Annotated in this window: 21 protein-coding genes and 1 tRNA gene; 12 read left to right on the top strand and 10 right to left on the bottom strand. The window is 73.3% G+C overall.

Going from position 1 to position 22628, the window contains the following annotated elements; all coding sequences use genetic code 11:
- Positions 1-227: 227 nt before the first annotated feature.
- The 3 genes from nudC (at position 228) to TR42_RS12025 (ending at position 3772) form a co-directional block, all read left to right on the top strand.
- Entirely contained in the window at positions 228-1154 is a 927-nt protein-coding gene (nudC, locus tag TR42_RS12035; protein ID WP_042216208.1) for an NAD(+) diphosphatase, read from the top strand.
- 173 nt (positions 1155-1327) lie between these two features.
- Positions 1328-1726 (top strand): hypothetical protein, encoded by a 399-nt coding sequence (locus TR42_RS12030; protein ID WP_042216205.1) that lies wholly within the window; start codon positions 1328-1330, stop codon positions 1724-1726.
- A gap of 63 nt (positions 1727-1789) precedes the next feature.
- Complete coding sequence (locus tag TR42_RS12025) at positions 1790-3772, top strand: ATP-dependent helicase (protein WP_042216203.1); 1983 nt, start codon at positions 1790-1792, stop codon at positions 3770-3772.
- Here the strand turns inward: TR42_RS12025 and TR42_RS14435 are convergent.
- The 3 genes from TR42_RS14435 to TR42_RS12015 form a co-directional block, all read right to left on the bottom strand.
- The gene (locus TR42_RS14435; RefSeq protein WP_052406062.1) at positions 3769-4467 is read right to left on the bottom strand and encodes a hypothetical protein; all 699 of its coding nucleotides are present in this window, start codon (positions 4465-4467) and stop codon (positions 3769-3771) included. The genes TR42_RS12025 and TR42_RS14435 overlap by 4 nt on opposite strands.
- 112 nt (positions 4468-4579) lie before the next feature.
- Entirely contained in the window at positions 4580-4738 is a 159-nt protein-coding gene (locus tag TR42_RS15150) for a DUF5679 domain-containing protein (protein ID WP_143058909.1), read from the bottom strand.
- Between the two features lie 142 nt (positions 4739-4880).
- Entirely contained in the window at positions 4881-6230 is a 1350-nt protein-coding gene (locus TR42_RS12015) for a zinc-dependent metalloprotease (RefSeq protein WP_143058910.1), read from the bottom strand.
- Positions 6231-6359: 129 nt separating this feature from the next.
- Here TR42_RS12015 and TR42_RS12010 point away from each other — a divergent pair, with 129 nt between their 5' ends.
- Both TR42_RS12010 and TR42_RS12005 read left to right on the top strand, forming a co-directional pair.
- Positions 6360-7448, top strand: a complete 1089-nt coding sequence (locus tag TR42_RS12010) for a YlbL family protein (protein WP_236623439.1) — start codon at positions 6360-6362, stop codon at positions 7446-7448.
- Positions 7449-7489: 41 nt separating this feature from the next.
- The gene (locus TR42_RS12005) at positions 7490-10549 is read left to right on the top strand and encodes a UPF0182 family membrane protein (RefSeq protein ID WP_042216199.1); all 3060 of its coding nucleotides are present in this window, start codon (positions 7490-7492) and stop codon (positions 10547-10549) included.
- Between the two features lie 69 nt (positions 10550-10618).
- On the opposite strand, the gene TR42_RS12000 is transcribed toward TR42_RS12005, so the two are convergent.
- Positions 10619-11410, bottom strand: coding sequence for a hypothetical protein (locus tag TR42_RS12000; RefSeq protein WP_042216196.1), 792 nt, complete (start codon positions 11408-11410; stop codon positions 10619-10621).
- A 69-nt stretch (positions 11411-11479) separates the two neighbouring features.
- On the opposite strand from TR42_RS12000, the gene TR42_RS11995 reads away from it, so the two are divergent.
- Together TR42_RS11995 and TR42_RS11990 are read left to right on the top strand one after the other, a co-directional pair.
- A tRNA-Met gene (locus TR42_RS11995) sits at positions 11480-11553 on the top strand.
- Between the two features lie 220 nt (positions 11554-11773).
- Positions 11774-12685, top strand: a complete 912-nt coding sequence (locus TR42_RS11990; RefSeq protein ID WP_081953372.1) for an alpha/beta hydrolase — start codon at positions 11774-11776, stop codon at positions 12683-12685.
- A gap of 121 nt (positions 12686-12806) precedes the next feature.
- Here the strand turns inward: TR42_RS11990 and TR42_RS11985 are convergent, their stop codons facing one another.
- Positions 12807-14411 (bottom strand): xylulokinase, encoded by a 1605-nt coding sequence (locus TR42_RS11985; protein ID WP_042216194.1) that lies wholly within the window; start codon positions 14409-14411, stop codon positions 12807-12809.
- Between the two features lie 196 nt (positions 14412-14607).
- Here TR42_RS11985 and TR42_RS11980 point away from each other — a divergent pair, with 196 nt between their 5' ends.
- From TR42_RS11980 to TR42_RS11970, 3 genes are all read left to right on the top strand, one after another.
- Complete coding sequence (locus tag TR42_RS11980) at positions 14608-15606, top strand: patatin-like phospholipase family protein (protein ID WP_042216192.1); 999 nt, start codon at positions 14608-14610, stop codon at positions 15604-15606.
- An 88-nt stretch (positions 15607-15694) separates the two neighbouring features.
- Complete coding sequence (locus TR42_RS11975) at positions 15695-17158, top strand: amino acid permease (RefSeq protein ID WP_074789220.1); 1464 nt, start codon at positions 15695-15697, stop codon at positions 17156-17158.
- 2 nt (positions 17159-17160) lie between these two features.
- Positions 17161-18381 carry an APC family permease gene (locus TR42_RS11970; RefSeq protein WP_042216189.1) on the top strand — a complete coding sequence of 407 codons (1221 nt, stop codon included), beginning with the start codon at positions 17161-17163 and terminating at the stop codon, positions 18379-18381.
- Between the two features lie 13 nt (positions 18382-18394).
- Here TR42_RS11970 and TR42_RS11965 read toward each other — a convergent pair whose 3' ends face one another.
- Genes TR42_RS11965 through TR42_RS11955 form a run of 3 tightly spaced genes read right to left on the bottom strand, consistent with a single transcriptional unit; the run spans position 18395 to position 19664 of the window.
- Positions 18395-18766, bottom strand: coding sequence for a fluoride efflux transporter FluC (locus TR42_RS11965; RefSeq protein ID WP_052406060.1), 372 nt, complete (start codon positions 18764-18766; stop codon positions 18395-18397).
- Positions 18763-19176 carry a FluC/FEX family fluoride channel gene (locus TR42_RS11960; RefSeq protein WP_161786644.1) on the bottom strand — a complete coding sequence of 138 codons (414 nt, stop codon included), beginning with the start codon at positions 19174-19176 and terminating at the stop codon, positions 18763-18765. The genes TR42_RS11965 and TR42_RS11960 overlap by 4 nt, the downstream gene beginning before the upstream one ends.
- Positions 19173-19664 carry a DUF2505 domain-containing protein gene (locus TR42_RS11955; protein ID WP_042216187.1) on the bottom strand — a complete coding sequence of 164 codons (492 nt, stop codon included), beginning with the start codon at positions 19662-19664 and terminating at the stop codon, positions 19173-19175. Before TR42_RS11955 ends, TR42_RS11960 begins: the two co-directional genes overlap by 4 nt.
- 59 nt (positions 19665-19723) lie before the next feature.
- Between TR42_RS11955 and TR42_RS11950 the strand changes: the two genes are divergently transcribed.
- Positions 19724-21187 (top strand): sensor histidine kinase, encoded by a 1464-nt coding sequence (locus tag TR42_RS11950; protein ID WP_042216186.1) that lies wholly within the window; start codon positions 19724-19726, stop codon positions 21185-21187.
- Positions 21188-21287: 100 nt separating this feature from the next.
- Here the strand turns inward: TR42_RS11950 and TR42_RS11945 are convergent, their stop codons facing one another.
- The gene (locus tag TR42_RS11945; protein WP_042216184.1) at positions 21288-21542 is read right to left on the bottom strand and encodes a WhiB family transcriptional regulator; all 255 of its coding nucleotides are present in this window, start codon (positions 21540-21542) and stop codon (positions 21288-21290) included.
- A gap of 136 nt (positions 21543-21678) precedes the next feature.
- On the opposite strand from TR42_RS11945, the gene TR42_RS11940 reads away from it, so the two are divergent.
- Positions 21679-22140 carry a hypothetical protein gene (locus TR42_RS11940; RefSeq protein ID WP_143058911.1) on the top strand — a complete coding sequence of 154 codons (462 nt, stop codon included), beginning with the start codon at positions 21679-21681 and terminating at the stop codon, positions 22138-22140.
- 3 nt (positions 22141-22143) lie between these two features.
- Here the strand turns inward: TR42_RS11940 and TR42_RS15060 are convergent.
- Positions 22144-22628, bottom strand: a 485-nt coding sequence (locus TR42_RS15060) for a hypothetical protein (RefSeq protein ID WP_042216180.1), incomplete at its 5' end; no start/stop codon positions are given.

Genomic DNA, 22628 nt, shown 5'->3' with positions numbered 1-22628 from the left:
CTCGCGTGCCCGGGTCCGGTGGGCGACCGTGGATGCCCCATGGCACGCGTGCACGGCGCGGAAGCGACCGCCGGCGCCCCATTCCGGCGGGGGAGGGTCGCGAGGTGGCTGGCGGATGCACCGAGCCCACCCCGCCCCCCCCGGCGAATGGGGCGCTCACGGACGGTTTCGACGCGGTGCCGTCTCCCATGGGGCGCCTGTTGTCGGCTCGGCAGTACGGTGACGGGATGAGGAACCCCTGGCCGCTCGACCTGCCCAGCCGCATCGACCGCGCCGCCGAGCGCCGCGACACCGTCGACCTCGAGGGCTGCGACGCGATCGTGGTGCGCGACGGGCGTGTCCTCACGGCGGACGGTCGCCTGATCGAGCTCGCGCCTGCCGACCAGCCGGAGGCGCGGCTGCGCATCTACCTGGGGCGTGACGGCGACCGCGACCTCGCGGCGCTCGTGCCCGAGGACGCCTCGTTCGGCGCGGACCCGGACGGCATCGGCGGCGAGCGCATGAGCGGGCTGCGCGACCTGCTCGCCGGTTTCTGGGACCGCGGCACCGACGGCGAGCGCGACCACGAGCTCGCCTCGACCGCCGTGGCGATCGCCAACTGGCACGCGAGCCACCCGCGCTGCTCGCTCTGCGGGGAGCCGACGGTGCCGGATCACGGCGGGTGGGTGCGCCGCTGCGAGCGTGACGACCGCGAGCACTACCCGCGCACCGACCCCGCGATCATCGTCGCCATCACCGATCCCGAGGACCGGCTGCTGCTCGCCCACGCCGCGAGCTGGTCGCCGCGACGCTTCTCCCACCTTGCGGGCTACGTCGAGCCGGGGGAGACCTTCGAGCAGGCCGTGCACCGCGAGGTGGAGGAGGAGTCGAGCCTCGCGCTCACCGACCTCGAGTACCTGGGCTCCCAGCCGTGGCCGTTCCCCGCCTCGGTGATGGTGGCCTTCCGCGCGCGCACCGCCCGCCCCGAGGCGCTCGCGCTCGACATGGACGAGGTCTCCGAGGCGCGCTTCGTCGCGCGCGAGGACCTCGCCGACCTCATCGCGACCGGCGAGGTGATCCTCGCGCCCAAGGGCTCGGTCGCGCGCCGGATGCTCGAGGACTGGTACGGCGGCGTCCTCCCGGAGCGTCGCGCGGACGTGACCGTCGACGTGTGACGGCGACCGTGCGGCGGGCGGGCCGGGCGCCCGTCCACGCCTGCGCCACGCACGTTCCCTGCGTGTCCTCGCCCGCCTCTGGCTCCGAGCCCGGCGCCGCGGATAGCCTCCCCGCATGGACGATGCGCCCGCGCCGGCGGGCCCGCGGCCACCCGCTTCCTGAGGGAGGGACGATGATCGAGCTCGACGACTTCGCGAGCACCGTCGGCCTCGTCACGGGGCCGCTGCGGGCACGGCTCGAGGGTCGCGGATACCGGGTCGCCGCCGTGATGAACGAGGCGTCCGAGCACGTCCTCCACGTCTTCGTCGAGAACGAGGCCCTGGGCTTCTGCGTCACATGGGACTGGCACGAGGCACGATGCGTGGCCTACCCGGCACCGCACCGCGCCGAGTGGTGGAGATGGGCGATCGACGCCGGAGGAGCGGCGCGCTGGCGCGGCCAGCCGCGTCCGCAGGCCGAGGCCTCGCCCGACGCGATCGCCGGGCTGCTCGACCGGGTGGGCGAGCTCGAGGCGCTCGCGCGGAACCCCGACCGCTGGCGCGACGTCTGCCGCGGCCGGCTGCCCGCCTGACCGGAGCGCGCATCGTCCACAAGGCGCACCTCGCTGTCGGCGCCGGCTGACACAATGGCCGCGATGTCAGCAGACCAGATCCTCGAGGCCCTCGACCCCGAGCAGCGGGAGGTCGCCTCCGCGCTCCACGGTCCCGTCGCCGTGCTCGCGGGCGCCGGCACCGGCAAGACGCGCGCGATCACGCACCGCATCGCGTACGGCGTGCGCGTCAACGCGTACAACCCGCAGTCCGTCCTCGCGGTGACGTTCACCGCACGCGCGGCGGGGGAGATGCGCACCCGCCTCCGCGGGCTCGGCGTCACGGGCGTCCAGGCGCGCACGTTCCACGCCGCCGCGCTCCGCCAGCTCAGCTACTTCTGGCCGCAGGTGATCGGCGGTCAGATCCCCGAGCTCGTCAAGCAGAAGGCCCCGCTCGTGGGCCGTGCCGCGCGCGACGCCGGCCTCAGTCCCGACCGTCTCACCGTCCGCGACCTCGCGGCGGAGATCGAGTGGGCGAAGGTCTCGCTCGTCGACCCGGCCGACTACGCCGCGAAGATCGCGCGGCTCGGCCGCCCGTCGCCCGCCAACCTTCCCGCGACCCAGGTCGCCGATGTCATGCGCGCGTACGAGGACGCCAAGACCGATGCCGTCGTGCTCGACTTCGAGGACATCCTCCTCATGCTCGCGGACATCGTGGGCCGCTTCCCCGAGGTCGGCGACCAGATCCGCCGCCAGTACCGGCACTTCGTGGTCGACGAGTACCAGGACGTCTCCCCGCTCCAGCAGTTCGTGCTCGAGCAGTGGCTGGGCGGCCGCCGCGAGCTGTGCGTGGTCGGCGACCCGGCGCAGACCATCTACTCGTTCGCCGGCGCGAGCCCCGAGCACCTCCTGCAGTTCACGCGCACCTACCCCGACGCGACCCAGGTGCGCCTGGTCCGCGACTACCGCTCGACGCCGCAGGTGGTGCGCCTCGCCAACGAGCTCATGCGCAAGCGCGGCGCCGGCGGTCTCGGCGTCGAGCTCGTGGCGCAACGGCCCACCGGCCCCGCGGTCGACTACCGCGCGTACGACGACGACGAGTCGGAGGCGCAGGGCGTGGTCGCCGCGATCGAGCGGCTCATCGCCACCGGCGTGCCCGCGCGCGAGATCGCGGTGCTCTACCGCGTCAACAGCCAGTCGGAGGCGATCGAGGAGGCGCTCGCGGAGCGCGGCATCGGCTACCTGGTGCGCGGCGGCCAGCGCTTCTTCGACCGCGAGGAGGTGCGCAAGGCGATCGTGCTGCTGCGCGGCGCCGCGGTCGCGCCCGACGAGCGCCCGCTGGGCGAGAAGGTCCGCGACGCCCTCGGCGAGCTCGGATGGGCCGAGGAGCCGCCCGCGGCGCGCGGCGCGGTCCGGGAGCGCTGGGACGCGCTGCAGGCGCTGGTCAACCTCGCCGACGACCTCGCGGCGGACACCGGCGACGGGGCGACGATGCGCGACTACGTCGAGCACCTCGCCGAGCGGGCGCAGGCGCAGCACGCCCCGGCGGTCGAGGGCGTGACCCTCACCTCGATGCACGCCGCCAAGGGCCTCGAGTGGGACGCCGTGTTCATCGTCGGCTGCTCCGAGGGCCTGCTGCCCATCACCCACGCCGAGACCGACGAGCAGCTCGAGGAGGAGAAGCGCCTCCTCTACGTGTCCGTCACGCGCGCCCGCGAGCACCTCGCGCTCAGCTTCGCGCGCTCGCGCAAGGCGGGCGGCAAGGGCACCCGCAAGCGCACCCGCTTCCTCGAGCAGCAGTGGCCGGACGCCCGCCCCCCCCGCGCGGCGCGCAAGCCCACCTCCGAGAAGCTCGCGGACCTGGGACCCGAGGCGCTGCGGCTGTACGACACGCTCAAGCAGTGGCGCCTCGCGCTCGCGCAGGAGACATCGAAGCCCGCCTTCACGGTGCTGACGGACGTATCCCTCGTCGAGATCGCGCGCGACCGTCCGGCGACGCTGGGCGAGCTCGCCCGCGTGAGCGGCGTCGGCGCCTCCAAGCTCGACAAGTACGGCCTGCAGATCCTGGAGATCGTCGCCGAGGACTAGAGGGCGTCCGCGGTCGCGCCGGACGCACCGCAGCCGCAGTCGCGATGCGGCGCCGCGACGAGCCTCAGCGGCAGTCCGCGCTCGACGCGCCAGGCCGGTGCCGCACCTCCGGCGAGCAGGGCCGCGAGTGACGATGCGGCGAGCGCGCCCGCGAGCGAGGCCGACAGGGGATCGCGAGGCGGCGCGTACGCCTCGCACTGCGCCGCGAGCACGGGCCACGCGGGATCCGCATCGGCACGGCGCAGGTCGAGGCACCGCGCGCATGCGGCGGTCCCGGGGCTCACGGGGAGCACGGCCCACCCCGCCTCGTCGGCGAGCATGACCACGTGCGGTCCCGCGAGCATCAGCCGATGCTGCAGGCGGGCGGGGACGGCGCCGTACGCGGCGATGACCTCCCCGTCGACCCGGCGCGTCGCGTCGAGGTGCACGCGGATCCCGGGTGCCTCCTCGGCCAGCCGCCGCGCGAGGTGCCGGGTCCCCGCGGGTCCCCGGTCGCCGGCGAGCGCGACGAGGCTGACCGACGCGGCCCCGGCCGCCGCAGCCGCGATCGCGGCCGCCGCACCCGCGCCGGAGACCCCCTGGACCCGTACGTGCGCGCCCTCGAGATCCGGAGCGGGCGGTGCATCGTCCACCAGCCCGCGCTGCTCGGTCCCGTCGCCGCGCCACAGCTGCGGGACGGCGGGCTGCGGGCTCATGCGCCCACGGTCGCACGCGACGGCGACGGCGCCGCCGCTGTCCACAGGCGCCCCGAGACGCGCGAAGGGCCGGCCCCCAGCGGGGACCGGCCCTTACGGAGCTCTGCTGGCTTTACGCCTTGCCGAGGATGCGGTTCAGCTTGGTGCCGCACTCCGGGCAGACGGCCTTCGCCATGCGGCGGCCGTTCTCCGAGACGACGACGTCGCCCTCGGTGGTGCGCTTGTCCTTGCACTTGACGCAGTAGAACTCGCCCGAGTACTTGTCAGCCATTCGGCTCTCCTTCTCTCCTTGGCGCGGCGGAACGCGCCGCACGTCTGCGGGCCGCAGAGGGCCCTTGATCCCTCAGCGTAGACGGGACGGCGCGAAATCCAGCCATCGATGGACGGGTGTCGCGCCGCGGTCCGTGAGTACCTTACGCGTCCTCGGAGCCGAGGAGGCGTTCCAGCTCGCGGTCGACGTCGTCCTTCTCGCCGCGGCTGACGTAGCCCTCGACCCAGGTCTGCCACGCTCCGAGGTCCTCGGCGGTGGGCAGGAGGTCGGGGTGCGACCACACCTCGTCGCGTCCCTCGGAGCCGAGCCGGGCGTGCAGCGCGGCCCACATCGCCGAGGCGTCGCGCATGCGGCGCGGGCGCAGCTCGAGGTCGAGCAGGTTCGCGAACGTGTCCTCCGCGGGGCCTCCCGCGGCGCGGCGGCGGCGCATCATCTCGCGCAGCGCGCCCACATCGGGCAGGTGCGGCGCGGCGGCCCGCATCGTCACGTCGTCGACCCAGCCCTCGACGAGGGCGAGCAGGCTCTCGATGGACTCGAGCGTGGCCTTCTGCTCGTCGGAGTGGTGGGACTGGAAGATGCCGCGGTTGAGCGCCTTCTGGAGCCGCGCGGGGTCGCCCATGCCCGCGTCCCGCACGGCGTCCTCGAGCGCGTCGAGGTCGATGGTTATGCCCTGCGCGTAGCGCTCGATCAGGGTGTGGAGCTGTCCGGGCAGCCACGGCGCCGCCGCGAACAGGCGCACATGGGCGGCCTCGCGCAGCGCGAGGAACACGCGCACGGCGTCCTCCTCGATGTCGAGCCCGCTCGCGAACTCGGTGATCGCCGTGGGGACCATGACCACGCGCGGCTCCGCGAGCAGCGGCACGCCCAGGTCCGTCGCGCCGAAGGCCTCGCGCGCCATCTCGCCCGCCGCCTGGCCGAGGTGCATGCCGCACACGGTGGGGCTCACCGAACGCAGCAGCGCGCCAGGGTCCACGCCGGTGCCGGGCTCCGCGCCGATCTCGGGGCCCTCGACCGCGTCCTCGAGGAGCCCTCCGAGCGCGTGCGACACGCTGACGGCCACGGGCCCGGCGAGCGTGCGCCACGTCGGCAGGGTCGCCTCGACCCACTCGGCGCGGCTCCACACCCGCGGCTCGAGGCGCGTGGGGTCGAAGTCGGTGACGGCGTCGAGCCACAGCTCCGCGCGCGAGATCGCGGCACGATGCACCGAGGCCTGGGCGGCGGAGACCGAGGGGTCGCCGCCCTGCGAGGCGACGCCGCGCGCGACGTCGTGCGCGAGGCCCCAGTTGACGTCCTCACCCGAGGACTGCGCGATGAGCCCGCGGATCTGGCTCAGCACGTGCTCCATCATCGCGGGGCTCGCGGACAGGCCCGCCTGCGCCGCGAGCGCGTCGGGATCCATGCCCATGCGCGTGAGCTCCTCGAGGGCCGCCTCCGCGTCATCCCCGAACAGCTCTCGCAGCAGCCGCATCCACGGCGTCGACTCGTCGCTCACGCTCACTCCGTCCGCGCACGCCGCATGCGTGCTGCTTCCACGGTAACGAAGGAGATGCGCCGGATGCGCCGACGTTCGCTACCAGCAATGCCGGGCCTGGGCCGTCCGAGGATCCGCCACAATGGACCGGTGACGACCACCGAGGCCAGCACCCCCGCGCCCGCCGCAGGCGCGCCGTCCACGCGCCGTTCGACGGTGATGTCGATCGCCGGGCTCGCGACGAGCGCGCTGATCGCGCTGCTCACTGTGGTGCCGTCGCCGTACGCGATCGGCTCCCCGGGGCCGACGTTCGACACGCTCGGCACCGCCGACGGGGTCGAGCTGGTCGAGATCAAGGGCGCTCCCACCTACATGTCCTCCGGAGAGCTGCGGCTCACCACCGTCTCGGTGCAGCGCGCGGGCTCGCTGCCCTTCTCGATCGGTCGCGTGCTCGCGGCCTGGGCCTCGCAGAGCGAGTACGTGGTCCCGCAGGAGTCGGTCTACGGCACCGCGGAAGAGGAGGAGGAGGCGCAGGAGCAGGCCGCGCAGGAGTGGATCTCGTCGCAGGAGAGCGCCACCGTGTCGGCCCTCGAGGCGCTCGGCCACCCCGTGCCCGCCACGCTGCGCATCGTCGGCGCCTCCGAGCGGTCCAACGCCGCCGACCTGGTCGAGACGGACGATGTCATCGTCGCCGTCGACGGCGAGGACGTGGAGACCTTCACCGACCTGGTCGACGCGGTCGGCGACCGCGAGGCGGGGGACGACATCGCGGTGACGGTCGTGCGCGACGGCGAGCAGATCACCGAGACCTTCGCGACGCTCGACGACGGCGCGGGCGCCGCCGTGATGGGCCTCTACATCGACCCGGAGTTCGAGCTCCCGATCGACGTCACGGTGGGGATCGAGAAGGTCGGCGGCCCGTCGGCGGGCATGATGTTCTCGCTCGGAATCATGGACCGCCTCACCGAGGAGGACGAGCTCCAGGGCGCGCTGGTCGCCGGCACCGGCACCATCGACGCGACCGGAGACGTGGGCGCGATCGGCGGCATCCGTATGAAGCTCATCGGCGCACGCGACGCCGGTGCCGAGTGGTTCCTCGCGCCGGTCGAGAACTGCGCCGAGGTCAGCGGCAACATCCCTGATGGGTTGAACGTTGTCGCGGTGGACACGCTCGACGACGCGTACGAGGCCATCACCCGCATCGGTGCGGGCGACACCGCGGACCTTCCCGGGTGCTGAGCATGGCAGGCTAGACCCAACTCGACACGAAGGACAGCCCAGTGACGTTCGACGACGACCGCTCCGCTCGCCCGGTCCGGCCCGCCCCCGTCCCCCAGCGCCGTTCCCCGCTCGCCATCACGGCCGTGGTCCTCGGCGCGCTGGTCCTGCTCGCGATCGCGACCGCCAACGTCTGGACCGAGGTGGTCTGGTACCAGCAGCTCGGCTACACGGAGGTGTGGCGCACGCAGTGGCTGGCCCGCATCGTCCTCTTCGCGATCGCGGCGGTGCTCGCAGGCGGAGCCGTGTGGCTCAACCTGTGGATCGCGAAGCGCGTGCGCCCCGCGCGCACCGGCGGCCGCAGCCAGCTCGACCAGGTGCGTGCGCAGATCGAGCCGCTCCAGCGGGTCGCGATGATCGTGCTGCCCGCCGTGATCGGCCTCGTCATCGGCCTCGCGGTGTCCTCGCAGTGGGAGACCGTGGTCGCGTGGCTCAACCATGAGCCCTTCGGCGTCGAGGACCCGCAGTTCGGGCTCGACACGTCGTTCTACGTCTTCGTGCTGCCGGCGTACAACCTGTTCCTCACCGTGATCCTCGCGGTCGCGGTGCTGTCGCTGCTCATCGCGGCGTTCGTGCACCTGCTCTACGGCGGCATCGCCGGCACCGGCCGGTCCTTCGTCGCGTCCAAGGGCGCGCGCATCCAGCTCGCGGTGCTCGGCGCGATCGTCATGCTCGCGATCGCCGTCAACTACTGGCTCGACCGCTACGGGCTGCTCACCAAGGCTCACGAGCGCTTCTACGGCGGCTCGTACACCGACATCAACGCGATCCTCCCGTCGCGCTCGATCCTCGCGGGCATCGCGGTGCTGGTCGCCTTCGTCTTCCTCGCGGTGATCTGGCGCGGCGACTGGCGCATCCCGGTGGTCGGCATCGGCCTGCTGGTGCTGTCCGCGGTCGCGATCGGCGGGATCTACCCGGCCGTGGTCCAGCGCTTCCAGGTCAACCCGAACGAGCAGGACCTCGAGAGCGAGTACATCGGGCGCAACATCGAGGCGACGCGCTTCGCGTACGGGATCGACGACGTCGAGACCACCGCGTACCGCGCGACCACCGAGGCGGAGGCCGATGCGCTGCGCGAGGACGCCGACACCACGGCGCAGATCCGCCTGCTCGACCCCAACATCGTCTCGCCGGCGTTCCAGCAGCTCCAGCAGAACAAGCAGTACTACACGTTCTCCTCGCTGCTGAACGTCGACCGCTACGACATCGACGGCGAGCTGCAGGACACCGTGATCGCGGTGCGCGAGCTCAACCTCGACGGCCTCGGCTCGGACAGCCGCAACTGGATCAACGACCACACGGTCTTCACGCACGGCTTCGGCGTGGTCGCCGCCTACGGCAACAAGACCACGAGCGACGGCCAGCCGTCGTTCTACGAGGGTGGCATCCCGTCGCGCGGCGAGCTCGGCGAGTACGAGCCGCGCATCTACTTCGGCACCACGCTGCCCGACTACTCGATCGTGGGGGCACCCGACGGCACCACGCCGTGGGAGCTCGACTACCCGGACGACAACTCGGACAACGGCCAGGTCAACACCACGTACGAGGGCGAGGGCGGCCCGTCGATCGGCTCGCTGTTCGAGAAGGTGATGTTCGCGATCCGCATGGGCGAGGAGCAGATCCTGTTCTCCGACCGCGTCACCACCGAGTCGCAGATCCTCTACTACCGCGACCCGCTCGAGCGCGTCGCCCGCGTCGCGCCCTACCTCGAGCTCGACCAGACCACGTACCCCGCGGTCGTGGACGGCCGCGTGGTGTGGGTGGTCGACGGCTACACGATCACCGACCAGTACCCGTACTCGGCGCCCGTGAGCGCGGAGTCGATCTTCGCGAGCTCGACCAGCGCGCTGGGCTCGAACGTGATCCTCAACTACGTGCGCAACTCGGTGAAGGCGACCGTCGACGCGTACGACGGCTCGGTGACGCTCTACGCGTGGGACGACGAGGACCCGATCCTCCAGACGTGGCAGCACGTGTTCCCGTCCTCGATCCGGCCGATGAGCGAGATCAGCTCGGATCTCATGAGCCACCTGCGCTACCCCGAGGACCTCTTCTCGATCCAGCGCTACCAGCTCTCGAGCTACCACGTCACGGACGCGGCGTCCTTCTACTCGACGCAGGACTTCTGGCGGAACCCGGCGGACCCGACGGACGACACGCAGCTCCAGCCGCCGTACTACCTCACGCTGCAGATGCCCGACCAGGACGAGCCGACGTTCTCGCTCACGAGCAACTACATCCAGGGCGGCGACAACCCGCGGAACATCCTCACGGGCTATCTGGCGGTGAACTCCGAGACGGGCAGCACCGAGGGCGAGGTCGACGAGGACTACGGCACGCTGCGCCTGCTGGAGCTCCCGCGCGACACCACGATCCCCGGCCCCGGACAGGTGCAGAACAACTTCAACTCGAACCCGGACGCGCAGGAGACGCTGAACCTGCTGCGTCAGGGCGAGACCGACGTGGTCAACGGCAACCTGCTCACGCTCCCCGTGGGCGGCGGGCTGCTCTACGTGCAGCCGGTCTACGTCCAGTCGAAGGAGGGCACGCGGGTGCCGCTCCTGAGGAAGGTGTTCGTGGCCTTCGGCGACGAGGTCGGCTTCGCGGACACGCTGCCCGAGGCGCTGGACCAGGTGTTCGGCGAGGGTGCGGGCGAGGGCGCCGCGGGCGACGAGACCGAGGAGGGCGTCGACGACGGAACCGGGACCGATGCCGGCACGGATACCGGCACCGACACGGGTACCGATGGCGGCACGGACTCCGGCACCGACGGCGGCACGGTCGACCCGACGGTCGAGGCGGACCTCCAGGACGCGCTCGAGCGTGCGAGCGAGGCGATCACCGACGGCGAGGCCGCCCTCGCGGACGGCGACTTCGCGGCCTACGGCGAGGCGCAGGACCGCCTCTCGCAGGCCATCGAGGACGCGATCGCGGCCGAGGCGGAGCTGAGCGGCGCGACCGAGGCGACGCCGTCGGCGAGCGCGGAGCCCAGCGCATCGTCCACCGCGGAGGCGACCGCCGAGGCGAGCGCCACCCCTGCACCGGACGTCGCGACGCCGTAGCAGCCAGGAACGACGCGAGGGGCCGGACCATCGTGGTCCGGCCCCTCGCTGCTGTTCGGGGGGAGGGGGTCAGCCCTGCGGGTCGAGGTGGCGCTCGGTGGCGGAGCGCACGAAGCCGAAGAGGAAGGCCCACGAGACGACCGTGAGGATCGCGGCGACCCATGCGCTCTGCGCGTAGGAGTCGAACGCGGCGTTGTCCGTGATGGTCATCGTCTCGATGTCGATGCTCATCACCAGCGCGAAGGCGCCGAGCCCGCTCACGGCTCCGGCGGCGAGGTAGGTCAGCCACCAGCCGAGGAGCATCGCGAGCGAGGAGGTGCGCCCGGCCACCTTGCGTGCGCCGAGCGGCACCAGCACCGCGTTGGCGAGCGGGATGAACCAGCCCCACCATTCGACGCCGGGCAGCCCCGGACGGGTGCCGAGGGCCTGGCGGTTGCGCCGCATGCGGTTCATCCAGATCCCGTAGAGCACGTACGTCGCGAGCAGCAGCGGGAAGGAGAGGTTGGCGAGCGGGGAGCCCGTGATCGCGGTCGGGTCCTCGGTCTCGAGGAACTCGCGGATCCCGTCGAGCGTCTCCTGCGCCGTGGCGGCGACCGCGAGGCCGATGACGGCGCTGAGGCCGGTCACGACGATGAGGGCGGTGCCGAGGCCCGAGGGCTTGTCGAGCCCGGCCGCGACGGGCGACGGCGGGATCTGCGATCCCATGGGGTAGGAGGGCGGCGGGGCGGCGGCTCCGGGGATCATCCCGGGGACGGGCGCATGCGACTGCCCTGGGTTCATGCCGGATGCGGGGTGGTAGCGCGGCGGCTCGGTCGGGCCCTGCTCGTCGGGCTTGCTGAGGAACGGATCGTTGTCGCTCATGGCTCCGACCCTAGTCACCGGGGGGCGATTTGGAACTATGCCGCGCGTCCGCTAGAGTTATCAGGCCGACGCGGGGTGGAGCAGTTCGGTAGCTCGCCGGGCTCATAACCCGGAGGTCGCAGGTTCAAATCCTGTCCCCGCTACGAATCGAAGAAGGCCCGGACCATCTGGTCCGGGCCTTCTTCGTATCTCCGGGTAGCCGTCCTGAACTTCCGGAACCGCTCCACATGAGGTCGTCGGTGTCCAGAATCGACGGTTCCGGGCGCTCAGCGCCTCGCAGATCGCAGTCGTCGGGGACTTTGGGGCCGGGTGCGCGACGCGTGCGGTGCCATCATGGCCGTGGACCGTCGACGAGGAGGATCCATGACCACCGCGGAGCAGCCGCACGCCCCGACCACCGCACCCGCCGCCCCGCCGTACCCCTCGGGCCCGGTGCCGCGGGCACGGATCGTGGACGGGGTCGAGGAGAGGCTCGACGCCGTGGTGAACGACGTGGTCGGCTTCCGCCCGGTCACGCTCGACGTCTTCCGGGCCGCGGACCGCCAGGGCGAGACCCTGCCGGTGATCATGTGGATCCACGGCGGAGGCTGGGTGGTCGGCTCGGCGAAGCAGGACTGGCCGTTCCTCGAGGACGCCGGGATGCGCGCGAGGGTCATGGACGCCGGGTTCGCCCTGGCGATGGTCGAGTACCGCCGCGCCGGCGAGGCGCCGTTCCCCGCGCAGATCGAGGACGTCAAGGCGGCGGTGGCGTGGGTCCACCGCCACGCCGAGGAGCTCGGGATCGACCGGGACGCCATCGTGGTCTGGGGCGAGTCCGCGGGCGGGCACCTCGCGGCGCTCGCCGCTCTCACCTCGGTGCCGGAGTCCGGGTGGTCCGATGACGTGCGCGCACCGGTCGCCGGTGCCGTCGTGTGGTTCGCCCCCTCCGAGCTCCGCGTGCCTGACGAGGCGCCCGCGCTGCACGAGGACGACGAGGACTCCGTGGTGGACCTGCTGCTCGGCGGGCCGGTGCGCGAACGCCGGGAGGAGGCCGCCGCGGCGAGCCCGGTGACCTGGGTCAGCGCCGCCGCGCCGCCGATGCTGCTGGTCCACGGCACCGCGGACCTGCTGGTGCCGGCGGAGCAGAGCGAGCTGCTGGCCGATGCGCTCGAGGCGGCGGGTGGGGACGTGCGCCTCACGCTCGTGCCAGGCGCCGACCACGGCTTTGACGGCGTGGACGTGCGTCCGATCATCGATGCGGGCCTGGAGTTCGCTGCCGAGGTGACCGCGCGCTGAGGGCGGCCGCTGGCCTCGCGCTTAGTGCACGCAGAAGCGCCCTGGCGGGACATGAGAGGCGGATCCAGGTCGGATCCTGCCGTCATGTCCCGCCAGGGCGCATGCGAAGGGGGAGAGGCGGTTAGTGGATCGCCTCGGTGGCGGCACGCTCGATGGCGAGGCCCGCCTCGTACTGCTCGAGCCACGCGGTGTAGCCCGCGACATCGTCCGCGTCGGGCTGCGCGACGTCGAGAGCCGCGCCGGCGAACACGGACTCGTTCAGATACGCGTCCAGCGGGACCGAGGCGCCCTTGCGCAGGTACTCCGCGAGCACCGCGATGCCCCACGCGCCGCCCTCGGAGGCGGTGTCGCCCACGGTGACGGGCGCGTCGATCGCGGCCGCGAGGAGGCGCTGCGCGACGCCCGCGGTGCGGAACATGCCGCCGTGCGCGAACATCGAGTCGAGCTGGACGCCCTCGTCGTGGAGGACCTTCATGCCGAGGCTCAGGGTGCCGAAGGCGCCGTAGAGCTGGGTGCGCATGAAGTTCGCGAGGTTGAGGCGCGAGCCGGGGGTGCGGACGAAGAGCGGGCGGCCCTCGGCCAGGCCCGTGATCGGCTCGCCGGAGAGGTAGTTGTACGCGAGCAGGCCGCCGCCGTCGGCCTCGCCCTCGAGCGCGGCGGAGAACAGCGTGGCGAACACCTCGTCCGCGCCGCCCTCGAGGCCCATCGCGGCCGCGAACTCGGTGAACACGCCCGCCCAGGTGCCCAGCTCCGAGGCGCCGTTGTTGCAGTGGACCATCGCGACCAGGTCGCCCGCGGGCGTGGTGACGATGTCGAGCTCCTCGTGGACGCTTGTCAGCGGCTTCTCGAGCACGACCATCGCGAAGATCGACGTGCCGGCTGAGATGTTGCCCGTGCGGGGCGCGACCGCGTTGGTGGCGATCATGCCGGTGCCGGCGTCGCCCTCGGGCGGCGCGACGACGGCGCCCGCCTGGACGGTGCCGGTCGGGTCGAGCAGCGCGGCGCCCTCGGCGGTCAGCGTGCCCGCGTTCGCGCCGGCCACGAGCACCTCGGGCAGCAGCGCGGTGACGTCGAGGCCGGGCTGGCGCGCCGAGACGAGACCCTGGAAGCGCGCGAGCATCGCGGCGTCGTAGTCACGGATCGCGGGGTCGATCGGGAACATGCCCGAGGCGTCGCCCACGCCGAGGACCTTGCGGCCCGTGAGCTTCCAGTGGACGTAGCCGGCGAGCGTGGTGAAGAACGCGACGTCCTTGACGTGCGGCTCCTCGTCGAGGATCGCCTGGTAGAGGTGCGAGGCCGACCACCGCAGCGGGAAGTTGAAGCCGAGCACCTCGGTGAGCTCCGCCGCGGCGCGCTCGGTGTTGGTGTTGCGCCACGTGCGGAACGGCACGAGCAGCTCGCCGGCCTCGTCGAACGCGAGGTAGCCGTGCATCATCGCCGAGATGCCGAGACCGCCGAAGGACGTCGGGCGCACGCCGTGCGCCTTCTCGACCTCGGACAGCAGGTCCGCGACGGAGGCCTGCACGCCCTCCCAGATCGCCTCGACCGAGTAGGTCCACAGGCGGTCCACGAACTGGTTCTCCCAGGCGTGGCTGCCGGTGGCGATGACCTCGTGGTCGGGGCCGATGAGGCAGGCCTTGATGCGGGTCGAGCCGAGCTCGATGCCCAGGGACGTGTGGCCGGCCGCGATCGCTGCGGCCACGTCGATCTGCTCCGGTGTCGTCATCGGCACCTACTCCTTGCGTCGGGTGCCCGCTTGCGGCGGACATCGAATGTGAACGTTCGACAAAACCCTAAGGCCTGTCGCCGCCTTCGATGGAACCATAGGTCCCGCCGTCGTGCGCGACGGCACCTCGCCCGTCGCCCTCCCCGGATCTCGCCGGGCCCTGGGTCGGGGGCGAACCGCCAGGTAGCCTGAGCGGGTGCCCACGCCCACGCCCCGTCCGCGCATCGCGCTCTCGCTCGGCAGCGGTGGAGCGCGCGGCTACGCCCACATCGGCGTCATCGACGAGGTCGAGGCGCGCGGCTGGGAGATCGCGGGCATCGCCGGCACCTCGATGGGTGCGCTCGTGGGCGGGCTCCACGCCGCCGGCGGGCTCGCCGAGTACCGCGCGTGGGCCGAGTCGCTCACCCGGCGCGACGTGCTGCGGATGATGGACCCGGCCTTCAAGGGCGCCGGGGCGATCCGCGCGGACCGCGTGATGCGGCGCATCGACGAGATCCTCGACGGCCGGCGCATCGAGGACCTGCCGGTCCCCTTCACCGCGGTCGCCACCGATCTGCTCGCGCAGTCCGAGGTGTGGTTCACCGAGGGGCCGCTGGTCGACGCGATCCGGGCCTCGATCGCGATCCCCATGGTCATCACGCCCGTGCGGCGCGATGGGCGCCTGCTCGCGGACGGCGGGATCCTCAACCCTGTGCCCGTGGTGCCGCTCGCCTCGGTGCGCGCCGACGCCACGGTCGCGGTCAACCTCGCGGGCAACGCGCGCCCCGACAATGCGCCGCTGCCTCCCGCGGAGCCGGGCGTCCCGCTCATGCGCATGCCGCGCCTGCGCCTTCCCGCCGTCCACGTGGCGGAGCCGCGCCTGCTCAGCATGATCACGCAGCGGCTCCGTGCGCGCGGCGACGCGGAGGACGATGCGCTGGCCGAGGCCCTGCAGATGGGCGCGGCGGAGCAGGTCGCCGATGCGACGGGCGAGCCTCCCGAGATCAGCACGCTCGACGTCATCGACCGCTCGCTCCAGACGCTCCAGAACACGGTTCAGCGCTACCGCCTCGCCGGCTACCCGCCGGACGTCATGGTCGACGTGCCTGCGGACTCGTGCGGGGTGCTCGACTTCCACCGCGCGAGCGAGATGATCGACCTCGGTCGTGCGCTGGCGCGCGAGGCCTTCGACGCCTGGGAGGGCGCGCCGACGTGAACGGACCGGCGGCGTCGCCCGCGGGTCTAGCATGACCAGCGCCCCCGGACCGCACCTGCCGATCCACTGAATCCAGGGAGGATGCCGCGTGTCCCACGCCATCCCTGTCCGCTCCGGCTGGCTCCACGGCCGCACCGCGCTGCTGCTCGCCTTCGCCTTCTCCGTCATGGCGGACCCCGTGTCCTCCGTCGCCTACGCGATCGAGGCGGCGCTGCGCGCGCTCGACGGCAACCTCGCGCTGCTGCTGCCCGCGATGGCGGCCGTGATCGTGGTCGTCGGCCTCGTGGTCGCGAGCTACCACCAGCTGGTCGCGCGCTACCCCGAGGGCGGTGGCTCCGCCGCCGCGGCGGGCGGGGCGTTCGGGGAGGGCTTCGCGTTCGTCCCGATGGGCGCGCTCGTGGTCGACTTCGTGCTCACCATCTCGATCTCGGTGTCCGCCGGCTCGTCCGCGATCATCAGCTACGTCCCGTCGCTCGCGCCGTACCGCCTCGCGCTCGCCCTCGCGCTGCTCGTGGTGGTCGCGGGGCTCATGTGGTTCGGTCACCTCGGCCGCGCGGTGTTCGCGCTGCTCACGGTCGTCTTCATCGTCGTGGCGGTCGCGGTGCTGCTGCCCGTCCCGGGTATGCCGGCGGTCGAGCCCGAGCCCTTCGTGGGCCTCACGCACGGCGCGCCGCTCGCCGTCGCGCTCGCGTTCCCGGTGGCGATGGCGCTCGCGACGGGCATCGAGGCGCCGTCCTCCGCGATCGCGCAGCTCGCCCAGCTCGACGATGCGGGCCGGCGCAGCTTCGGACGCTGGGCCCTGTGGCTCACGCTGGGCATCGTCGGCACGCTCACGCTCGCGATCACGGTCGCGGTGGTCCGCCTCGGCATCGCGGTGCCGCACGAGGACACGACGCTCGTCGCCGAGCTCGCCCGCGCGGCCGACGGTCACGCGCTCTTCGCGGCCTTCCAGGCGACCACGGCGCTGCTGCTGCTGTCCGCCGCATCGTCCTCGTTCCAGGCCGGTCCCGGACTGCTCAAGGCGCTCGCGCGCTCCGAGGACGGGCGGTCGCGCCACGGCGTGCTGCCCGCGATCCTCGGGCGTACCAACGCCCACCACGTGCCGATGGTCGGCGTCGGGGTGTTCCTCGCCGCGTCCGCCGCGGTGGTGACGCTCGCGGGCGCGCGGGACCAGCGCCTCGTGCTCTTCTACGCCGTGTCCGTGTTCGTGAGCTTCCTCATCGGCCTGCTCGCGATGGCGCGCTTCTCGCATCAGGACCGGCGTCCGGCGTGGGTCGCGCTCAACCTCGTGGCGGCGGTCGCGGTCGGGTTCACGCTCGTCGCCAACCTCATGCGTCCGGCCGCGCTCGGCTCGCTCGCGGCGACGGCGCTGGTCGCCGGCGGCCTCTACGTCGCCTGGGTCCGCGCGGGCCGCCCGCGGGGCGCCGCGCTCGCCGTCGCCGAGTCGGAGGCCGGTCACGACGAGCGGCATGACCGCGCGGCCCCGGTCGACGCGGCCCCCGTCGGCGATGCCGCGCCCGTGCCCGAGCCCGCCTCGCGCCGGGCGCGCTGACCATGGAGCGCCGCGTCGGGGTCGTCGGAGCCACCGCGATCGGCGCCGGCTCGATGCTCGGCGCCGGCGTCTTCGTGGTGTGGGGGCCGGCCGCCGAGGCCGCGGGCGGCCTGCTCGTGTGGGCCGTGCTCCTCGCCGGCGTGGTCGCGGCCCTCAACGCCGGGTCCACCGCGCAGCTCGCCGCGGTCCATCCGGTGGCCGGCGGCGCCTACTCGTTCGGCCGCGCCGAGCTCGGTCCGTGGCCGGGCTTCGTCGCCGGGATCGGCTTCGTGGTGGGGAAGACCGCCTCGATCGCGGCGATCGCGCTCGCGGTCGGGGGCTACCTCGTCCCCGACCACGCGCCGGCGGTCGCGACCGCGGCCGTGGTCGCCTCGTGGCTGCTCAACTCGCGCGGCATCACCCGCACCGCCGCCGCGTCGGTCGTGATCGCGTCGCTCGTGATCGGCGTGCTCGTCGCGGCGCTGTTCGCGGCGACCGGCGCCGAGGGCTCCGCCACGGCGACGTTCGGGTGGAGCACCGCGTGGGACGAGGCGCGGGGACTCGCGCAGGCCGCCGCCCTCGTGTTCTTCGCGTTCGCCGGCTACGCCCGCATCGCGACGCTGGGCGAGGAGGTGCGGGAACCGTCGCGCACCATCCCGCGCGCGATCGGGCTCGCGCTCGGGATCGCCGCGGCGCTCTACGTCGCGCTCGCGGTGGTGCTCCCGCGTGCGCTCGGTGCCGATCTGGCCGATGCGACCGCCCCCGTCGCCGACGCGGTCGACGGGACGTGGCTGCCCGGCGCCGTCGTCACCGCGGCGGCCGTCGCGGCGGCGGCCGGCTCGCTGCTGGCGCTCACCGCGGGCGTGGGCCGGACCGCGATGGCGATGGCCCGCGAGGGCGACCTGCCGCGCGCGCTCGCGCGGCTCAACGCGCGCGAGGTCCCCGCGCTCGCGGAGGGCGCCGCGTGCCTCGCGGCGATCGTGCTCGTGTGGGCGGGCGGGCTGCCGTTCGCGATCGCGATGTCCTCGTTCGCCGTGCTGCTCTACTACGCGGTGGCGAACGCCGCGGCGCATCGTGCGGCGGGCGCGGGACACGTCGCGGGCTGGCGGATGCCGCGCGCGCTGTCGGCGCTCGGGCTCGTCGCCTGCGTCGCGCTCATGGCGTCGCTGCCGCTCGCCGCGGTCGGCGCCGCCGCCGCGCTGCTCGGCGTGCTGATGCTCGGCCGCATCGTCGCGCGTCGCTGAGCGGCGCAGGGAGTTACGCGAGCGCCTCGACCACGAGGTAGCCCGCCGCTGCGGCCGCGAGCCCCAGCGCGAAGGTCGAGGCGACGTAGCCCATCACCGCGCCGCGTCTGCCGTCCTTCGCCAGCACCACCACGTCCACCGCCAGCGAGGAGAACGTCGACAGCCCGCCCGCGACGCCGGTCCCGAGCACGAAGCTCCACGCGGGGGACAGCAGCGCGCCGTCGCCCGCCGCGAGCACGCCGCCCAGCAGAGCGGAGCCGAGCACGTTCGCGAGCACGGTCGGCCACGGGAAGGCCTTGCGGCGGTCGAGCCAGCCGAGGGAGAACCTCACGCACGCGCCCACGCCGCAGCCGAGCATCGCGGCGAGGTACGTCCACGCGCTCACTCGTTCTCCTCCGCGAACACCGCGGCCTCGTCGAGAGGCGTCGGGGGCCGGTCGCCCAGCCACCAGCCCAGCCACGCGGCGGCCACCGCGGCGGCCATGGTCGCGAGCAGCACGCCGGCGGCGACGTCGAGCGGGGCGTCGGCCGACCACTCGAGGCATGCGATCGACGAGAACGTGGTGAAGCCGCCCAGGAGGCCCGGACCGATGGCAGGGAACAGCGCCCACGGGCCGTGCGCCTGCGTGCGCGCCACGGCCCACGCGAGCGCGAGGGAGCCGACCACGTTGATGAGCAGCAGATCCCACGGGACCGGTCCCGAGCTCTCGGGCATCGCCTCCGTGAGGCCGATGCGCAGCGCGCCTCCCACGGCGCCGCCGACGAGCACGAGGCCCAGCTGAGCGGCCCGCGTCACCTCGCGAGCCACGCGTCGGCGGACTCGAGCTGCGCGGTGAGCGCCTTCTGCACCGCGCCGGCGACGGCGCGCTCGATCATCGCGCCGAACAGCGGCACATGCGCGGTCACGTCGCCCGTCGCGAGGAGCTCGGTGGCCGCGCCGTCGGGGGTGAGGCCGATCGCGCCGGAGACGTGGCCGGGAGCGCCGGCGATCTCGACGGCGAAGGTGCCCACGCGGTCGTCGCCCGTGGGCGGCTCCCACACCTCGGTGTAGGTGACGGCGAGGTCGCGTCCGACGAGGCCTCGCGCCTCCGACGGGATGGACGAGGCGGGGACGTCGGCGCGCAGCGTGACCGCGCGCGAGCCGTCCTCGCGGGCGTCGACGTCGACGTCGTGCGCCTCGGTTCCCATGGCCTCGGCGCGCGCGTGGCCGAACTCCTGGGACGTCAGCATCGTCCAGACATCGTCGACACCTGCGCTGAAGCGGTGCGTATGAGTGATCTTCACCGGTGGAACCCCCTGGGCTCAGGCTAGCGCGACCTCGGCGCGGCCCTAGGCTTGTACCCGTGGCAACCTTGCGCGACACCATCGAGGAGTACGGCCCCATCTCCGATGCCGAGGCCGAGCAGCTCGCGCTGCTCGTCGCCGACTGGCAGATCATCGCGGACCTCTCGTTCGCCGACCTCGTCATGTGGCGCGAGGACGGCGAGGGCTTCGTCGCGGTCGCGCAGTGCCGCCCGTCGACCGGTCCCACCGTGCATCTGGACGATGTGGTGGGCACGCACGCGCCCAGCGGTCGCGTGGCGCATCTGCGGCGCGCGCTCGAGGAGGGCGGCATCATCGGCTCGCGCGAGCCGCGGTGGGACGAGACCTACGCCGTCCGCGAGGACGCGCTGCCGGTGGTGATGAACGGCCGCCCGATCGCCGTGGTGACGCGCGAGGTCTCGCAGGCCGTGTCGCGGTCCTCGAGCCGGCTCGAGCTCAACTACAAGGGCGCGGCCGACGACCTGCTGCGGATGGTGACGCGCGGCGAGTTCCCCATGCACACCACGATCACCGGCCCGCGTCGCGGTGCGCCCCGTGTGGGCGACGGCGTGCTGCGGCTCGACGCCGTGGGCCACGTCACCTACGCCTCGCCCAACGCGCTCTCGTGCTTCCACCGCCTGGGCGTCCACGGCTCGCTCATGAACAAGTCGCTGCCGCGCGTCACGAGCGAGCTGCTCGAGGACCAGGGCGTGGTGGACGAGACCCTCGCGATGGTCGTCGCCGGCCGCGCGGCGTGGCGCACCGATCTCGAGGCGAACGGCGCGGTGCTGTCGCTGCGCGCGATCCCCGTCACCGAGCACGGCGCGCGCGTGGGCGCCGTGCTGCTGTGCCGCGACGTCTCGGACGTGCGTCGGCGCGAGCGCGAGCTGGTGACCAAGGACGCGACCATCCGCGAGATCCACCACCGCGTCAAGAACAACCTGCAGACGGTGGCCGCGCTGCTGCGCCTCCAGTCGCGGCGCGTCGAGGCGCCCGAGGCCAAGGAGGCGCTCGCCGAGGCCATGCGCCGCGTCGCGACCATCGCGCTGGTGCACGAGACGCTCTCGGGCACGCTCGACGAGCTGGTGAACTTCGACGAGCTGGTGTCGCGCTCGATCCGCATGGCCGCGGACGTGGCGTCGCCTGACACGCAGGTGCGCATCGTCAACACCGGGGAGTTCGGGCTCATCCCCGCGCAGTACGCATCGTCGCTCGCGCTCGTCGTCACCGAGCTGGTGACCAACGCCGTCGAGCACGGCTTCGAGGGGCGCGCGCAGGGCACCATCACGGTGACCGCGACGCGCGACGGTCGTTCGCTCCACGTGAGCATCGCGGACGACGGCGTCGGGATCGAGGGCGATCCGTCGGGCCTCGGCTCGCAGATCGTGCGCACGCTGGTCCAGAACGAGCTGCGCGGCACCATCGAGTGGCGCGGCACGGACACCGGCTCGGTGGTCGACCTCCGCGGCAACGTCGAGGAGCGCGCCTCCGATCCGCGGCTCTGACTCGCACCCGCGGCTCTGACGGGAGCCCCGGGGAAGCGGAAAGCCCCGCCGCGGCTGTGCCGGGCGGGGCTCTCACAGGTGGCGGCGATGCCGCCGACGACTACTTCGCGGCGCGACGGGCGCGGGCGGCGCGGCGCTTGAGCGAGCGGCGCTCGTCCTCGGACAGACCGCCCCAGACACCGGAGTCCTGGTTGTGCTCCATCGCCCACTGCAGGCAGGTGTCGCGCACCGTGCAACGACCGCAGACGGCCTTGGCCTTCTCGATCTGGCTGAGGGCGGGGCCGGTGTTGCCGACCGGGAAGAAGAGCTCGGGGTCGTCGACTTCGAGGCATGCTGCGCTGCTGCGCCAATCCATGGGGTCTCCTTGGGGGGTAGCGGGGGGAAGGAGGGCGCGACGGTGACCGAGGGGTTCAGGGGTTTCGTCGCACCGTCGCGTTTAGACTTCCTTAAGATTCGCACAAGTAACGAGAATGTTTCAAGAGGTGATTTCTGTGGGTTCCGTGAGAGGCCCCGACGAGGGCCGCGCGGAGGGGGCGCGCCAGGGGCAGAGGTCCCAGGCAGACGGCCTCGCAGCACGACCGTGGCGCCGTGCGGCGGCTCTCGGCATCGGTGCCGAGGCGCTGGCGCTCGCCGTCTACGCCGTAGCGTACGGCATCCACGCGACCGGGCTGCCGGAGCCGGCGTTCGCGGTCGGCCTGGCGCTGTTCTTCGGGTTCGTCGCGCTCGGGCTCGGCGCGGTCGCGCGCGCCTTCGACCATGGGGCGCGCTGGTCCGTCTCGGCCGCGCTGACATGGCAGGCGCTGCTCACTCTCGCGGGGATCAACCTCACCGGGGTCGAGCACGACTCGGTTCACTCCTGGTACGGCTGGGCGCTCGCGGCTGCGGGCGTGGGCGTCGGGATCGCCGCGTTCATCGGCGGCCGGGACGCGCTGCGCGCTCCCGAGGCCTCCTGACGCTCACGCCTTCGCATCGAGCCGCAGCTGCGCCGCGCTGAGCTCGCGCCCGTGGAGCACCGCGACGCGGCCGACCGGGGGCAGGGGCTCGGCGACGCCGGGCGGGGCGTCCACCCCGAGCTCGCGCAGCCGCGCGGGCGTGGGATCGACGATGACGACGGTCGCGGCCGCCGGGTCGACGCGAGCAGAGACCGTGACCTCTGTTCTCGCGCGCGCGAGCGCGTGGAGCGCGGGCGCCGGATCGGTGCCAGGGGCGGCGACCACGAGCAGGGAACCCGGTCCGGGGCGCCAGGGCGCGGCGTCGTCGCCGATGACACCGACCGCCGGGGCATCGAGGTCGGGCGGGCAGACGAGCGGCCGCACGAGCACGCGGCACGGCGTCGGCGTCGCCGGGCCGATGCGGCACTCGGCCGCGCCCGAGGAGGTCACGGCCACGCCGCGGCCGGGTTCCGGCGAGAGCCCGAGCAGGGCGGACGGCACGCCCCAGA

Origin of the sequence: Demequina mangrovi (assembly GCF_000759715.1) — a bacterium.
Lineage (GTDB): Bacteria > Actinomycetota > Actinomycetes > Actinomycetales > Demequinaceae > Demequina > Demequina mangrovi.
This window is presented reverse-complemented; position numbering and strand designations above follow the sequence as displayed.

Bases quoted from the DNA above. Each gene is read 5' to 3' on its own strand.
- nudC (WP_042216208.1), top strand. From the start codon at position 228: ATGAGGAACCCCTGGCCGCTCGACCTGCCCAGCCGCATCGACCGCGCC.
- TR42_RS12030 (WP_042216205.1), top strand. From the start codon at position 1,328: ATGATCGAGCTCGACGACTTCGCGAGCACCGTCGGCCTCGTCACGGGG.
- TR42_RS12025 (WP_042216203.1), top strand. From the start codon at position 1,790: ATGTCAGCAGACCAGATCCTCGAGGCCCTCGACCCCGAGCAGCGGGAG.
- TR42_RS14435 (WP_052406062.1), bottom strand. From the start codon at position 4,467: ATGAGCCCGCAGCCCGCCGTCCCGCAGCTGTGGCGCGGCGACGGGACC.
- TR42_RS15150 (WP_143058909.1), bottom strand. From the start codon at position 4,738: ATGGCTGACAAGTACTCGGGCGAGTTCTACTGCGTCAAGTGCAAGGAC.
- TR42_RS12000 (WP_042216196.1), bottom strand. From the start codon at position 11,410: ATGAGCGACAACGATCCGTTCCTCAGCAAGCCCGACGAGCAGGGCCCG.
- TR42_RS11990 (WP_081953372.1), top strand. From the start codon at position 11,774: ATGACCACCGCGGAGCAGCCGCACGCCCCGACCACCGCACCCGCCGCC.
- TR42_RS11985 (WP_042216194.1), bottom strand. From the start codon at position 14,411: ATGACGACACCGGAGCAGATCGACGTGGCCGCAGCGATCGCGGCCGGC.
- TR42_RS11970 (WP_042216189.1), top strand. From the start codon at position 17,161: ATGGAGCGCCGCGTCGGGGTCGTCGGAGCCACCGCGATCGGCGCCGGC.
- TR42_RS11945 (WP_042216184.1), bottom strand. From the start codon at position 21,542: ATGGATTGGCGCAGCAGCGCAGCATGCCTCGAAGTCGACGACCCCGAG.